Raw genomic sequence first — 14801 nt, 5'->3', positions numbered from 1 at the left:
TTGTCTAAAATATAGCATAAGGTATTATTAAGAGTGTTCTTTATTTTTGCCAAAAAAAAGCCGCCCATCGTTATGATGAGCGGCTTTCTGATTTATAAGACTGGATTAGTAACTAATCAGATTAATTATGCAGCGCTTTCCCTGCAGTTTTATCGACCGTCACTTTCGCAGGCTTAAGCGGAACTGGCATACTGACCAAGGCAACCTTCAATATCTCATCAATCGTTGCCACTGGCTGAATGGTCAGACCAGCTTTAACGTTATCAGGAATATCGGCCAAATCACGCTCATTAGTCGCCGGAATCAACACATGCTTGATACCGCCTCGATGAGCAGCTAGCAGCTTCTCTTTTAGACCACCGATACGCAGGATTTTACCGCGTAAGGTAATCTCGCCTGTCATCGCAATATCTGGACGAATAGCAATACCAGTTAAAGCGGATACTAACGCTGTCGTTAGCGCACCACCAGCAGAGGGACCGTCTTTCGGTGTGGCGCCCTCTGGCATATGCACATGGACGTCAGTAGTCTTAAAGGTCTCGTAATCGATACCTAAGCTATCGCCGCGAGCACGTACCACGCTCATAGCAGCGCGAATCGACTCTTTCATGACATCGCCAAGTGAACCGGTAAAGCTCAACTCGCCTTTACCTTTCATCGCCACCGCTTCGATGGTTAATAGCTCGCCACCGACTTGTGTCCAAGCAAGACCCGTAATACGACCAATCTCAGGCTCTTCTTCTGCTAGACCGTAGTCGTACTGGTGCACACCTAGATAGTCATCGATGTTTTTGTCATCGACCACGATTAGCTGACGTTCTGCTTTCTTCGGAGCACGTGCGCCATGGGTTTCAACCGAACCGCGAACGACTTTACGGCAGATTTTATTGACTTCACGCTCAAGGTTACGCACACCGGCTTCACGGGTATAGCTACGCACGATGCTATGCAATGCCGCCTCAACAATCTCAATTTCACCTTCTTTGAGACCGTTGTTTTTAATCGCTTTTGGCACGAGATATTTCTGGGCGATATTGACCTTTTCTTCTTCGGTATAACCCGGTAAACGAATGACTTCCATACGGTCAAGCAGGGCAGGCGGAATATCCATGCTGTTAGCGGTACAGATAAACATCACTTGTGATAAATCTAAGTCCATATCTAAATAATGGTCGTTAAAAGTATCGTTCTGTGAGGGATCTAACACTTCAAGCAATGCTGATGCTGGATCACCGCGGAAGTCTTGCGCCATCTTATCGATTTCATCTAATAAAAATAGCGGGTTTTTAACTTCGACTTTAGCCAGTGATTGGACAATTTTACCCGGCATCGCACCGATATAAGTACGGCGATGACCACGGATTTCCGCTTCATCACGCACGCCGCCAAGCGCCATACGTACAAATTTACGACCAGTCGCACGGGCAATAGACTCGCCTAATGAGGTTTTACCAACACCCGGAGGACCGACTAGGCAAAGAATAGGGCCACGGAGTTTTTTCACTCGTGACTGTACGGCGAGGTATTCTAAGATGCGATCTTTCACATCTTGCAAGCCATAATGATCTTCGTCTAATACCGTTTTTGCTTTTTCTAAATTAATCGAAACCTTGGTTGTGGCATTCCACGGTGTGTCCAAAATCCATTCAATATAGTTGCGCACCACGGAAGACTCTGATGAGGCAGGTGGCATCATTTTGAGCTTTTTCAGCTCCTGATCCGCTTTTTTGCGCACATCTTCTGGCAAGTCGGCATCTTCTAGACGCTGCTCTAGCTCAGCCACATCATCTTCGCCATCGAACGCACCGTCATTCATATCTGACAGCTCATTTTTAATGGCTTTCATCTTCTCGTTTAAGAAGTATTCGCGCTGATTGTCTTCCATTTGCTGACGGACCGCTTCTTGGATATCTTGCTCGATATTTTGTTCAGCACTCTGCTTAACCAAATATTCGGTTAAGGTGTTGATATGGGTTTTAAGGTCATCATTTTCTAAGAATGATTGCTTAATATCTAAATCCATCGACACACGGGTCGATATGAAATAAACCAACTCAAGCAAGTCATCGATACGTTTTGCCACACGAGTCAGCTCACGAGCATTACGCAGACGCGCATCGGCATAGCTTTCAAACAATGTGGTTAATGCTTGAATCGTGTTTTTCTGCTGGCTCTCATCCATACTGACATCAAGGTCAGCACGCTCAAAGCTTGCCATCAATAATGTGTCGTGATTTTCTATATTATCAACGCGCGCACGATATTGACCTTCGATCAATACTTTGATGCAATTCTCATCACTGTCATGCGGCATGGTACTGACGATGCGGCAAACCGTACCGTATTGATACAAGTTATCTTGATCAATGTCTTCGGTTAGCGAGTCTTTTTGTGCCACGACCAAGACTTTATTGCCATACTCAGCCTGTGCCAACTCAACGGCCTTTACCGATGGCTCACGACCGACGAACAAGGCAATCTGCATGTGCGGATAAACGACAACATCGCGCAATGCCAGTAGTGGTAAATAGTTTTCTGTACCGTCACCTTTTATACTATCGTCTTTTGCGTCATCGTCTTCAATAGTGTTGTCCTTGTCATCACTATTTTTGCTATCACCATCTTCAACGCGATCAGCTGTTACAGCTACATCACCTGTCGTATCGTCAGGCGCGTTGTCTCGCTCTTGATCATCAGCAATAGTAGATGAAACGTCGACATCGATGTCGATATTGTCTTGGGCAATTTTATGTTCACTCATATATTCTTCCTCGTTCACCAGACTTGTAAAGTCAAGTTCGTGGTTCATGTTTAGATAAATGGTGCTCACCGATAAAATTGCAAGGCTTGTGGGCAAAGTCACACGCTTATCTGCGCAAAATAGTTATATCTATCTAAAGACTGCGAGTCATATTGTTATTCATAATTTTAAATAACAGGTGACATTCAATGTGTACAGAGCATGGATAAGAAGTGCCTAGCTAACACCTATTGGGTTCTGTGCGTAGGATTTGTGTGCAAAATAAGGTAAACTGACGCGCGTCTTAAACGGTAGTTTTAGCGTTAAGTGGTTTAGAGACAAGGGTGATATCTATCGTCCATGAGATATTAATAGGTCTTAATCAGGCTATAGCAGACAGAATAAGAGGCAATATATGACCATCAATGCGGTACTGCTGGCAGTCATCATCATGCTAGGGCTGTCTTTGGCGCGTGTACACGTGGTACTCAGCTTATTAATCGGTGCGCTGGCAGGCGGACTCATCGCTGGTTTGGGTATGACCGATACTTTGAATGCCTTTCAAGAAGGTATCCGTAATGGCGCACAAATTGCGCTGTCCTATGCGCTACTTGGTGCTTTTGCAGTGGCGATTGCGCATTCAGGATTGCCACAGTCACTGGCAGGGGCGGTGATCAAACGCATTGATGCGGGCGGCACCAGTGGCATGATTAAATACATGCTGTTTGCAGGTTTAATCACCATGAGCTGCTTTAGCCAAAACTTAATTCCCATTCATATTGCCTTTATTCCATTGCTGGTACCGCCATTATTGCTCGCCTTCAATCGCATGCACATCGATAGACGTTTAATTGCTTGTTTGCTGACTTTTGGTCTCGTGACTACTTACATGTTTATTCCGTATGGCTTTGGCGATATTTATCTCAATCAAATCATGCTGAAAAACGTCGGTGAAGCAGGCATTGATATCAGTAACATCTCAGTCACCAAAGCCATGGCAATTCCGGCTTTGGGTATGTTTGTAGGCTTGCTCGTCGCCGTATTTATCAGTTACCGTAAACCGCGCCAGTATCAGCAGCTAGCAATTGATAAAGCTGCGCATGATGAAGTATTAGAGGGTGATGCGTTAAGCAAAACCGCGGCTAGTGCGCAAACACAAAGCAAGATGAAAACATTGGTGGCGCTTGCCGCGATTGTGACGGCATTTGTGGTGCAGATGTATACCGACTCACTTTTGCTTGGTTCAATGTTTGGCTTTGGTGTCTTTATGGCAACGGGTGTCGTTAAATGGAGTGAAGCCGATACAGTCTTTAACGACGGTATCAAATTGATGGCGATGATTGGCTTTATTATGATTACTGCGCAAGGTTTTGCAGAAGTGATGAAAGCGACTGAGCAGATTCAGCCATTAGTTGATGGTGCCGCGTCATTATTCGCAGGTAATAAAGCGATAGCTGCATTTATTATGCTGTTAATTGGTTTAATTGTGACCATGGGTATTGGTTCGTCATTCTCGACCATTCCTATTTTGGCCGCGATTTATGTGCCGTTATGTATCTCTTTAGGGTTTTCGCCCTTAGCAACCGTGGCGATTATTGGTACGGCTGGCGCGTTGGGCGATGCAGGTTCTCCAGCATCAGATTCGACTCTTGGACCCACCTCTGGTCTAAATATCGACGGTCAGCATGATCATATCAAGGACAGTGTGGTGCCGACATTCTTGCATTACAATATTCCGTTATTGGTATTTGGTTGGATTGCGGCGATGGTGTTGTAAGTTTTTAAAATACCTAAATTATAAGATAATGAAAAAAGACGCCTTTCTAAGCGTCTTTTTGGTTTTTTAAATCATTTAATTAGGAAGAATCTTAAGAAACCAATGTTATCTCTTCGTTGTCTGAGTCTTGTTTAAAGTCTCTTATCCCTTTAGATAGAAGGTATAGGAAAAATAACTCAATCACAGGATCATAAATTCGCTCTAGTTTTAGATTGCCATTATTATAGTCTATGATTGATAAACCAAATAAAACTAGCAAAATTAATAAGACTATAGGAGAAATTATGGCAATAAAGCGGTGAAAAAATATATTATTAAGCTGCCTTATTCGTTTTATTTCAATATAAGTTGTCAATGCAAAGGCATAAAATGCAACTAACGCAAAAGAAAAACTTCTCAGCTCGGCAAGATCAAAATCATTGTAATCATAAATATAAGCAGCTGGTGTGAGAAATAACATAATTACCCAAAGGTAAAAGCAGACTTGTAATGAAGCGGGTGACAGGAACTCTTTTTTTGCTTTATTCATGGTAGATTGAACCAGTGTTGTAATGATAATTATTTACATAAATTGTATTTCATAATTTAAAAATAAACAATAGTCCATATCATATATCAAGAGATTACTAATAGAGTAACTCTTCAATTTACCAGTTGGGGAGTTTCCCAAACTTTGTGTAACTGCTTATAATCCACTAACCAGAGAATAAGCAATGACTACTCAATCTGACATTAAAAAACTGGCTGAGCAAATGGCTAGTAGCATGAATAGCTTTGATGATATCAAAGACTTCCAGAAGCAGCTCATGCAATCCTTTATCGACACTGCCCTTGAGGCTGAGATGGAAGACCATCTTGGCTATCCCAAGCATGAAAAAGCCGATAAGCCTAACAAGCGAAACGGACACACTAAAAAGAGAGTCCGCAGTGACACAGGCGATCTTGAGATATCTACTCCAAGAGACCGCGGTGGCAGCTTTGAGCCTGTATTGGTTGCTAAGCATCAAACCCGTATTAGTGGTCTTGACGATAAAATCATCTTCTTTTACGCTAAAGGTCAAACCACCACTGAGATCGTTGATACCATCAAAGAGCTCTATGACGTCGACATCTCAAGCACACTGGTTTCAAGAGTCACCGACAATATCATAGACGACATCACCGCTTGGCAGAACCGACCACTGAGTAGTGTTTATCCTATCGTCTATTTAGACTGCATCGTCGTGAAGATACGTCAAGACAAGCAGATCATCAACAAGGCTATCTACCTGGCGCTAGGTGTTGCTCTTAACGGTAAAAAAGAGCTGCTTGGTATGTGGTTATCAGAGAATGAGGGCGCTAAGTTCTGGCTGGGCGTTCTCACTGAATTACAAAACCGCGGAGTACAAGACATCCTCATTGCCTGTGTTGATGGTTTAAAGGGCTTCCCTGATGCCATTAACACCGTCTACCCCAACGCTCAGGTTCAGCTGTGTATCGTACACATGGTACGTTATTCCATGAAGTTTGTGCCATGGACGGATAAGAAGGCAGTAGCCGCTGATTTAAAGGCCATCTATGGCGCTGATACGCTTGAGATAGCAGAGGCTAACCTTGAGCACTTTGATGAGGTGTGGGGTGATAAATACCCGCACGTGGTCAAGTCTTGGCGCAGCAATTGGGAGGGCTTAACGGTGTTCTTTAATTATCCTAAAGACATCAGAAAAGCCATTTATACCACCAATGCTATAGAATCACTGAACAGTGTCATTCGGACGGCGGTGAATAAGCGTAAGGTGTTCCCCTCTGATCAGGCAGCGTTCAAGGTAGTCTACTTAGCAACCTAGCAGGCGTCCAAAAAGTGGTCGATGCCAATCCGTAACTGGACGTCTGCTTTAAATCGCTTTATGATTATGTTTGATGATCGTATCAGCAAGCATTTAATCTAAAGGGCAGTTACACAGAATCTGGGATACCCTCACCAGTTGGTGATTTCTTAGTTACCTGTACTTTTATCAAAATCTTTTATCCCATCATTCAAACCACGCAAAAACGCATCGCTTTGCGCCATCAGCTCATTCAAGCGTTCTTCATTAATAAGCCGTGCTAGCTCATCAGCACTAAAAGTCTGCTCTTGACTGTAGTAACGTGTCTCCCTAGCGTCATCGCTTCCTAATGTTTGCAAATACGCTTCCACATGATCAGCGCTAGAGTCTTTTTTATCAGATTTTTTATTTTTCATCAAAACCACCTTATGCCGCTTGGTGTAATTAAGCCATCTAGTGGCACATCCCACGGTTGCCGCTGTAATTGTTCGACTACTTGGAAGTCATAACACCAGCCAATTTTTAATGGCTTTTTAGCGCCTGACCGATAGCTTTTGTTAAGGGTCGTATCATAAAAGCCGCCACCCATACCCATACGGTTGCCATTCAGATCTACTGCCACGAGCGGACAGATAATCACATCCAATTCTCGCGCCCAAAGTAGACGGCGATGATGGTTTTGTTTCATGCCTAAGCTATGAATACGAGTCGGTATGTTTAACAGCTTTGATTGATAAATAGGTACGAAACGTAGATGTTTATCATCGCTGCCATCGCTGCCATCGCTGCCATCGCTGGCACGACCAAGCGAGCCGACGACTGGTAAATAAGAAAAATAGCCTAAGCGTTGACACCAAGTTAGCAGTGGCTGGGTAGGTAGCTCGCCAAAGCCGTCATAATATAAGCCAATACGCGCACGCGGCGGCAAGCGCTGTTGTAGCTTAGATAGGTGCAAACTTGCCATGCGCGCGTAATGTCTACGTTCGCCAGCCGTTAATTGCCGACGCTGGCGGGTAAATTGCCGTCTCGGCGGATTGCTAACGGTAGATGTCTGAAACTCAGAATGTTTTAACTCAGGATGCATAGATAGACTATCCCATAATGTATTAAATTGATGATGGCTGTTGCTTGTAGAGAGCCGCAATGGCTATTTGTGAATATTCAACACGGTCTAGTCATGCTATCATAACGCCACTTTACAGCGTATTTTCCTTTATGTGCAGCGTGTGTTGCACTTTTTTCGAAGCAGCTATACAACAAACCATCAAAGAGGGTAGTTATGTCGACACAGAATCAGGCAACTCGTACCGAAAAAGATACCATGGGCAACGTGGAAGTCCCAGCTGACGCTTATTGGGGTGCGCAAACTCAGCGTAGCCGTGAGAACTTTAAAATCGGTGGCGAGACTTTGCCACGTCCAATGATTGAAGCAATGGCACTGGTCAAAAAAGCCGCTGCAATCACCAATGCTAGCCTAAAGCGTATCGAAGGCGACAAGCGTGATCTCATCGTACAAGCTGCTGACGAAATCATCAATGGTGGCCTAACGGATCAGTTTCCATTGGTTGTATGGCAGACGGGTTCTGGTACCCAGTCAAACATGAACATGAATGAAGTACTCGCCAACCGTGCCAACGAAATTGCTGGTTCTGAGCGTGGCAGCTACACGCCAATTCACCCAAATGACCATGTGAACCATGCACAGTCTACCAACGACAGCTTCCCAACAGCGATTCGTGTTGCCGCTGCTCGTGAGATCAATGGTTTATTGATTCCAGCGGTAAAAGCACTACGCGATACGTTAGCTGCAAAAGCGAAAGAGTTCGATAGTATCGTAAAAATCGGTCGTACGCATTTACAAGACGCCACACCTTTGACTTTGGGTCAAGAGTTTAGCGGCTATGTTAGCCAACTTGACCATTCATTGACTCGTATCGACAACGCGCTACAAGGTCTATATGAATTGCCACTAGGCGGCACCGCGGTTGGTACTGGTCTAAACGCCCATCCTGACTATGCAGTAAAATCAGCTGAGCAACTGTCAACTTTGACTGGCTTGCCGTTTGTCACGTCACCAAACAAATTTGAAGCACTAGCCGCCCGTGATGCTGAAGTATTTGCGTCAGGTGCACTAAAAACGCTAGCCGCTAGCTTAAACAAAATCGCTAACGACGTCCGTTGGTTGGCATCAGGTCCTCGTTGTGGTCTTGGCGAATTGACGATTCCTGAAAATGAACCAGGCTCTTCTATCATGCCGGGCAAAGTAAACCCAACTCAGTCAGAAGCGATGACTATGGTTGTCGCGCAAGTGATGGGTAACGATGTCACTATCAGCATGGCAGGCGCGTCAGGTAACTTTGAGCTTAACGTTTATAAGCCAGTAATTGCCTTTAACTTGTTGCAATCTGTCAAACTACTTGGCGATGCGTGCAACAGCTTCAACGAAAACTGTGCGGTTGGTATCGAGCCAGTAAAAGATAAAATCGATGACTTCTTGCACAATTCATTGATGCTGGTCACTGCGCTTAACCGTCATGTTGGTTATGAGAATGCTGCGAAAATCGCTAAGACGGCTTACAAAGAAAACAAAACCTTGAAGCAAGTTGCAGTTGAGTTAGAGCTATTAACTGAAGCACAGTTTGATGAGTGGGTAATTCCTGCTGATATGGTAAATCCTAAGTAAGTTATTTAATAGTTTCTTAGAATAGTAAAAAGATTTTGTCATGTAATGTGGCAAGGTCTTTTTTTTTCGGAGCTTATTTTGATTTTAGCTCCTATTTTGCTCAGTCAATTGAATATAGAGTGGAAATATCTTTGAATCCTAATAATGACTACCAAATTTGCCAATATAGAAATCCATTAAACCTATTAACAGGTATACTTGAAGAAAAGAATTATTCAGTCTTATAAGGCATGCTGTATTTTTTTATATTATATAACTGTAAGGAGACGTTTTTTGGAAGTACTATTTGGTGATTGGAAAAATAGAGCGTCGCATAAGGGTAAACTATTCATAACAGATGGAGTAATTGACAAGGAGCTTTGGGATAATTCTAAAAATAAAGTATTATTTTTGCTTAAAGAAGCTTATGACTCAAAAAGAGTTGAAGGATTATGGGATTTGCCAACATTGATACGTCGTAAGAAGGTTTCTGGTAGAACTTTTAAACCTATGGCGCAATGGGCATATGGTATTCATGGTCTTATGGAAAATAAAGAAATTATACCTTTTCAAGAGGATGGACCCGATGTAAAGCTTGCTTTATTATCCTCATCTATTATCAACCTCAAAAAAAGTAGTGGTGCAAAAAAATCTAGTAGTAAAAACTTAGCAAGATATGTGGAAGAAGATTGGGATTTAATTTCTGAACAAATTGCAATAATTCAACCGAAAATAATAATTTGTGGAAACACTTGGTCTCTAATAAGGACAAAAATTTCACACCATAAAATTTCTGATAGAGCTTACTTATCAGGAAGTGTTCTTTATATTGACTACTGGCATCCTGCAAACAGAGCTTCTAATAAAATGAATTACTATGCTTTGTGCGCTTTGGTTCAATTAGCTATTAATAAAATTGAAAATAATTCAATTAAGATCGCTACAGAGTCATAAGATAGGGCAGGTGACAATCTATATCACCCGCTGAATAAACTGATCAGCCAAAAAAAAGACCTTATCACATCACGCGACAAGGTCTTTTTACTATCAAATATTCAAGCCTAGTTAGAATTTATAAAGCAAACCAAGCGTCGAAGTTGACTCAGTACGCGAGTCAACCATTGGGCTATCGTATTGTTCATTCGGCAAATAGCTTAAGCTTTGATTGGCAAACAATGCCCAGCGTTCATTGAAATCATAGTTGGCACTAATGTTAACGTAAGGGTTCAAGCTCGAATTAGACTTATAAGCGGCGACGCCAGTTTCCGCTGACTCTTTTTCACTGACGCCATAATAGTATTCATTATATTCAGCATCGTTGTATTCAAAGCCAATGCTTGGATAGACTGTTAGCTTGTCTTTCGTAATTCGAGCAAGATAGGTCAAACGAGCTGTGTTACCACCACTACGGTCTAAAACATCAGTCGCGATTTGAGCACGGAAACCACCGACGGGCGTGCGGCGCAAATAAGTTAGACCAGCAGCGACTGATGCTTCACGCTCATCAAGACCTTGTAATGCGCCTCTAGCATCATCAGGATCGAAATCGTTGCCAGCGAGCTGAGCATAAGCCGACAGCTGATTTTTGCCATCATTAATAATATAAGCACCCGCTTGAGCGCCGCGCACATAGAATCTATTGTTGTCATAAAACGCGCCCGGCAACACACGTACATCGAGGCTTTCTTCCATATCGTAGGCTGAGTTGACGGCTATGACGTTGACACCCACGCTTAATACAGCGTCTTGGTCAGTAGGTAAGTTGTCCTTAAAAAGTGCAGCATTGGACATACTGGCGACACTAAATAACGCGGTAGCCGTTAATGCGCTAAGCATGACGCGCGTAGAAATATGAGGTAGCGCTACAGGTTTAAACATAATAGAGTCTCGTGAATGGATGAAATAATTGGGGGCAATCGTGTATAGTCAAGGAATTTTAGAATCGCTACAAGGCGACCGACCGCAGATAGTACACTGAGTACATCTAGGGCGGGTAACACCGTAGCGGTTTAAAAGTGCTCTGACTTATAGCAAGAAGCGAGTAAGGAAAACCTAACCAGTAAGCTGTTATCATGAACTATTTAGCAATGATAAATAACTATGAAGGTTTACTCAATGGTTTTTAATACGTGTAGTATTTGATCATGAATATCTTGCCACCACCAAATAAAGCCAATGCTAATCAGTAGCATCATTAGCCATGGTAGTAATTGCCAAATAAGGATAGATTTGGTCGGTGTTTTTTGTTCACTAAGGTGGCTGTGATTAGCATGAGTATTTAAGTGTGAGTTTACAGCAGAGTCGGGGTGGAAACTGCTGTTATTGTCAAAACCGACATTATTAAAGTGCTCATTATTAGCAGAAAAATCAGTATCGCTGCTTGCTGGAAAATTGATATAAGTCGTTCGATAACGGTCTTCATAAGTAGCTGGGTTAGGCATATTCTGTAACGCTATTGTCATACGCTGACGGTAGGCGATTGCGAATGCCAGTGCAATCACTAAGCCAGTCACCGCGCCGCCGATATGCCCCGCATTGTCGATACCCGGTACGGCAAAACCATAAACAAGGTTAATGCCCATGATAAATATCAAGCTCTTAAGATTGAGCACCATGCCATTGACCGATATTTTAAATAGTGCGGCTATTAATAGTGCTGCGCCGATACCCATGATGCCACCTGATGCCCCAGCCGATAGACCCGGTTGACCAGTTCCTTCTACGATACTATGCCACGTGACATAGTTATTCAGTAAGTTGCCCCCGATCGCCGCCAGTAAAAACAATGCCAAAAACTTGGCTGAGCCAAACATCGGCTCGGCAATCTGCCCAAAGAAATACATAGCAAATCCATTAAACAATAAATGCATCAAGCCGATGTGTAAAAAGGCACTGCTGACCAAGCGCCACGGCTCATCACCCATGGTAAATGGCAATGCATTGGCACCCCATTTTAAGAGCGCCTCAGTCGATGGGTTATTGGCATCGACGCCTGTCAGTACCTGCATGATGAATAACCCAATAAAGCTGGCTAGTAATAGGGTGGTGACAGGGGCTGTTTTTAATAATTGTTGAATGGTCATAAAGGTGAGATATCATTAGAATGTTATAGATAGAGTATAAAGGGTATGATCAAATAATGTCATACATCTGCATGACATTATGATTTGATGATTAGTACTCTTAAACAATTAGTGCCCTTAATAGTGGATCGTTTTAACGACCGTTTTAACGACAAGTTTAACGATTAGCAACTTTGAGGTTCTCATAAGTGCCTTTTACCAATATATCAGTGGTGACCTTATTGATATCAGTGTGACCACAGAACGCCATCGATAGATCGCATTCTTTATGGATGATTTCCAGTGCACGGCGCACGCCATCTTCGCCATAAGCGCCCAGACCATAAAGAAAAGCGCGACCAATCATCGTGCCTTTTGCACCCAATGCGCGCGCTTTTAGCACATCCTGACCCGAGCGAATGCCGCTGTCTAACCACACCTCGATACCGCTATTTTCAGCCTGCACTGCTTGTACGATATCAGATAGGGCAGATATGGAAGAGAGGGCGCCATCTAATTGACGACCACCGTGGTTTGAGACGACCAGTGCATCGGCACCGCTACGAGCAGCCATAATGGCATCTTCAGGTTCCATGATACCTTTAATAATTAATTTACCGCCCCACATATCTTTGATGCGTGCCACGTCATCCCAGCTCAAGCGCGGATCAAATTGCTCTTCCGTCCAAGCGGTGAGAGAAGATAAGTCATCCACTCCTTTCGCATGACCGACGATGTTGCCAAAGCTATGACGTTTGGTGCCCAGCATATTCATACACCACTGCGGCTTGGTCATCAAGTTGACGATATTGGCAAGTGTAGGTCTAGGCGGTGCAGACAAGCCATTTTTGATGTCCTTATGGCGCTGTCCCAGCACTTGTAAATCCGCGGTAAGAATCAACGCCGAACAATTGGCATCTTTCGCCCGCTGAATCAAATTGGCCACATAGTCATGATCGCGCATCACATATAGCTGAAACCAAAAGGGCTTGCTGGTATGGGTGGCGATATCTTCGATAGAGCAGATACTCATGGTCGATAGCGAAAACGGTATGCCGAATTTTTCTGCTGCCCGCGCGGCATGAATCTCACCATCCGCCCACATCATACCGGTAAAGCCAGTGGGCGCGATGGCGACGGGCATTTTTACTTCTTCACCAATCATCTGGGTTGCCAGACTGCGATTGTCCATATCTACCAATACCCGCTGGCGTAATTTGATACGGTCAAAGTCGGTTTCATTGCTACGATAAGTCGTCTCAGTCCATGAGCCTGAATCGACATAATCATAAAACATACGCGGTACTTTACGTTCGGCAACGCGGCGCAGGTCTTCAATTTCAGTAATTTTGCTCAAATTTTTCATTATGTTCTCACTACATCGTTTTTTTATTGTTGGTTTGCTATGTATGATTGTATGAAAAGTTGCTGTAAATCCATGACTGAAAATGGATAGTTTAATCGTGTTGATGGTGTCAAAATCACCGGAATAGTGGTGGCAAATTCCATCATCAATGGTTCATCGAAATGAGCGATATCGACCTGTTGATAGGCAATCGGCTGTACAGCTTGAAATTGAGTCAGCACTTGCTTCGCGATGTCGCACAAATGACAGCCAGACGTTCCAAGTAACCACCATTTATCATTATTTTCAGCATGACCAAGATTGGGGTTTGCAGCAACCATACGTTCCCGTAAGGCTTTTATATTATTATCATCGTACATATTTATTCTCTTGTCTTAATACTTGTCACAAAGTTTCGGTTTTTAGGACTTCGATTGCCAGCATAAATACCGCCTGATCTTGTTTACGTAGACTCTATGGCATGATAAAGAAGTGGAGTAAATAATGACAGCGATTGTGAGATTAGGTAAGATGACCTGCTGTTTTTAATTACTGGCTCTTCAGCTCATCTTATCTTATTACCTTTTCAATCACTTGGATATCGCGCATGGCAAGTTTTGGCAAATTTTTCAAACGATTATTGATGGCAATCATGCTATTGGTCGTTGCATTTCATGTATTAGTCGCTGGGCTACTATTAATTTGGAAAACGCAGCCGATTAATAACAGCATGTTTATGCTGACTCATCGTTTGACGGGTGGTACTGTCACCCAGACTTGGGCGGAATACGATGCCATCGCAAAATCTGCCAAACAAGCCGCGATAGTGAGTGAGGATTCGACATTTAGTCAGCACAATGGTTTTGATTTTAAAGGCATTGAGGCGGCACGTAAGAAAAATGAAGAGACGGGTAAGATGTCCGCTGGTGGCTCGACGATTACCCAGCAGCTAGCAAAAAACTTATTTTTGACCTCGCATCGCTCGTATGTTCGTAAAATTGAGGAAGCGATTATCACTGTCATGATTGAGACATTATGGGACAAGCAGCTTATCTTGACTGCTTATCTCAATGTGGCAGAGTTTGGCAATGGTATTTATGGTATCGAAGCAGCAGCTCAGCATTACTTTGATAAATCTGCGGCCAAGCTGAACCGTGATGAATCAGCCTTACTTATCGCTATGTTGACCAATCCAAAATACTACGAAGACAATCAGGGTGATAGACGTTTACGCAATAAACAACGTATTATCAAAAAGCGCATGAGCAATGCGGTGTTACCACAATCGGCTTAATGGATTGTACCTATGACCATTTAATAAATAGCACCGTGTTTTTGCATGATAGTTTTAAGTGACGGTTTTAAGTGATAGTTTTGAATGGCAGTTTCAAGTGATAGTTTCGAGTAGTA

Annotated in this window: 12 protein-coding genes and 1 pseudogene; 5 read left to right on the top strand and 8 right to left on the bottom strand. The window is 43.2% G+C overall.

Annotated features, from left to right (window positions below; translation table 11 throughout):
* Window positions 1-121 precede the first annotated feature (121 nt).
* On the bottom strand, window positions 122-2554 hold the full coding sequence (gene lon / locus C8D84_RS01380; protein WP_109589636.1) for an endopeptidase La: 2433 nt from the start codon (window positions 2552-2554) through the stop codon (window positions 122-124).
* A 601-nt stretch (window positions 2555-3155) separates the two neighbouring features.
* Here lon and C8D84_RS01375 point away from each other — a divergent pair.
* Window positions 3156-4517, top strand: coding sequence for a Na+/H+ antiporter family protein (locus C8D84_RS01375; protein WP_109589445.1), 1362 nt, complete (start codon window positions 3156-3158; stop codon window positions 4515-4517).
* Window positions 4518-4608: 91 nt separating this feature from the next.
* Here C8D84_RS01375 and C8D84_RS01370 read toward each other — a convergent pair whose 3' ends face one another.
* The gene (locus C8D84_RS01370; protein WP_109589443.1) at window positions 4609-5046 is read right to left on the bottom strand and encodes a hypothetical protein; all 438 of its coding nucleotides are present in this window, start codon (window positions 5044-5046) and stop codon (window positions 4609-4611) included.
* A gap of 184 nt (window positions 5047-5230) precedes the next feature.
* Here C8D84_RS01370 and C8D84_RS01365 point away from each other — a divergent pair.
* A pseudogene (locus C8D84_RS01365) lies at window positions 5231-6445 on the top strand (IS256 family transposase).
* Between the two features lie 47 nt (window positions 6446-6492).
* Here the strand turns inward: C8D84_RS01365 and C8D84_RS01360 are convergent.
* Together C8D84_RS01360 and C8D84_RS01355 are read right to left on the bottom strand one after the other, a co-directional pair.
* Window positions 6493-6738 carry a hypothetical protein gene (locus C8D84_RS01360; RefSeq protein ID WP_109589441.1) on the bottom strand — a complete coding sequence of 82 codons (246 nt, stop codon included), beginning with the start codon at window positions 6736-6738 and terminating at the stop codon, window positions 6493-6495.
* Window positions 6738-7406, bottom strand: a complete 669-nt coding sequence (locus tag C8D84_RS01355) for a 5-formyltetrahydrofolate cyclo-ligase (RefSeq protein WP_109589439.1) — start codon at window positions 7404-7406, stop codon at window positions 6738-6740. Before C8D84_RS01355 ends, C8D84_RS01360 begins: the two co-directional genes overlap by 1 nt.
* A 195-nt stretch (window positions 7407-7601) precedes the next feature.
* Between C8D84_RS01355 and fumC the strand changes: the two genes are divergently transcribed.
* Both fumC and C8D84_RS01345 read left to right on the top strand, forming a co-directional pair.
* Window positions 7602-9005: a class II fumarate hydratase gene (gene fumC, locus C8D84_RS01350; protein ID WP_109589437.1), complete on the top strand. Its 1404-nt coding sequence runs from the start codon at window positions 7602-7604 to the stop codon at window positions 9003-9005.
* Window positions 9006-9278: 273 nt separating this feature from the next.
* Window positions 9279-9938: a hypothetical protein gene (locus C8D84_RS01345; RefSeq protein ID WP_109589434.1), complete on the top strand. Its 660-nt coding sequence runs from the start codon at window positions 9279-9281 to the stop codon at window positions 9936-9938.
* Between the two features lie 111 nt (window positions 9939-10049).
* Here C8D84_RS01345 and C8D84_RS01340 read toward each other — a convergent pair whose 3' ends face one another.
* The 4 genes from C8D84_RS01340 to C8D84_RS01325 form a co-directional block, all read right to left on the bottom strand.
* Window positions 10050-10862, bottom strand: a complete 813-nt coding sequence (locus C8D84_RS01340) for a MipA/OmpV family protein (protein ID WP_109589433.1) — start codon at window positions 10860-10862, stop codon at window positions 10050-10052.
* Window positions 10863-11092: 230 nt separating this feature from the next.
* Complete coding sequence (locus C8D84_RS01335; RefSeq protein WP_109589431.1) at window positions 11093-12067, bottom strand: rhomboid family intramembrane serine protease; 975 nt, start codon at window positions 12065-12067, stop codon at window positions 11093-11095.
* Window positions 12068-12224: 157 nt separating this feature from the next.
* Window positions 12225-13412, bottom strand: coding sequence for an alpha-hydroxy acid oxidase (locus C8D84_RS01330; RefSeq protein ID WP_109589429.1), 1188 nt, complete (start codon window positions 13410-13412; stop codon window positions 12225-12227).
* A gap of 23 nt (window positions 13413-13435) precedes the next feature.
* Window positions 13436-13771, bottom strand: a complete 336-nt coding sequence (locus C8D84_RS01325; protein ID WP_109589427.1) for a glutaredoxin family protein — start codon at window positions 13769-13771, stop codon at window positions 13436-13438.
* Window positions 13772-13998: 227 nt separating this feature from the next.
* On the opposite strand from C8D84_RS01325, the gene mtgA reads away from it, so the two are divergent.
* Window positions 13999-14685, top strand: coding sequence for a monofunctional biosynthetic peptidoglycan transglycosylase (gene mtgA / locus C8D84_RS01320; RefSeq protein WP_109589425.1), 687 nt, complete (start codon window positions 13999-14001; stop codon window positions 14683-14685).
* Window positions 14686-14801 lie beyond the last annotated feature (116 nt).

This window comes from Psychrobacter immobilis, from assembly GCF_003148585.1.
In the GTDB taxonomy this organism is placed as follows: Bacteria; Pseudomonadota; Gammaproteobacteria; order Pseudomonadales; family Moraxellaceae; genus Psychrobacter; species Psychrobacter immobilis.
Note: the sequence above shows the minus strand (reverse complement) of the source record. Positions and strands in the feature narration are given on the sequence as shown.

Excerpts from the sequence above, each read along its gene's own strand:
- C8D84_RS01375 (WP_109589445.1), top strand. The coding sequence starts at position 3,156 with ATGACCATCAATGCGGTACTGCTGGCAGTCATCATCATGCTAGGGCTG.
- C8D84_RS01370 (WP_109589443.1), bottom strand. The coding sequence starts at position 5,046 with ATGAATAAAGCAAAAAAAGAGTTCCTGTCACCCGCTTCATTACAAGTC.
- C8D84_RS01360 (WP_109589441.1), bottom strand. The coding sequence starts at position 6,738 with ATGAAAAATAAAAAATCTGATAAAAAAGACTCTAGCGCTGATCATGTG.
- C8D84_RS01355 (WP_109589439.1), bottom strand. The coding sequence starts at position 7,406 with ATGCATCCTGAGTTAAAACATTCTGAGTTTCAGACATCTACCGTTAGC.
- fumC (WP_109589437.1), top strand. The coding sequence starts at position 7,602 with ATGTCGACACAGAATCAGGCAACTCGTACCGAAAAAGATACCATGGGC.
- C8D84_RS01340 (WP_109589433.1), bottom strand. The coding sequence starts at position 10,862 with ATGTTTAAACCTGTAGCGCTACCTCATATTTCTACGCGCGTCATGCTT.
- C8D84_RS01335 (WP_109589431.1), bottom strand. The coding sequence starts at position 12,067 with ATGACCATTCAACAATTATTAAAAACAGCCCCTGTCACCACCCTATTA.
- C8D84_RS01330 (WP_109589429.1), bottom strand. The coding sequence starts at position 13,412 with ATGAAAAATTTGAGCAAAATTACTGAAATTGAAGACCTGCGCCGCGTT.
- C8D84_RS01325 (WP_109589427.1), bottom strand. The coding sequence starts at position 13,771 with ATGTACGATGATAATAATATAAAAGCCTTACGGGAACGTATGGTTGCT.
- mtgA (WP_109589425.1), top strand. The coding sequence starts at position 13,999 with ATGGCAAGTTTTGGCAAATTTTTCAAACGATTATTGATGGCAATCATG.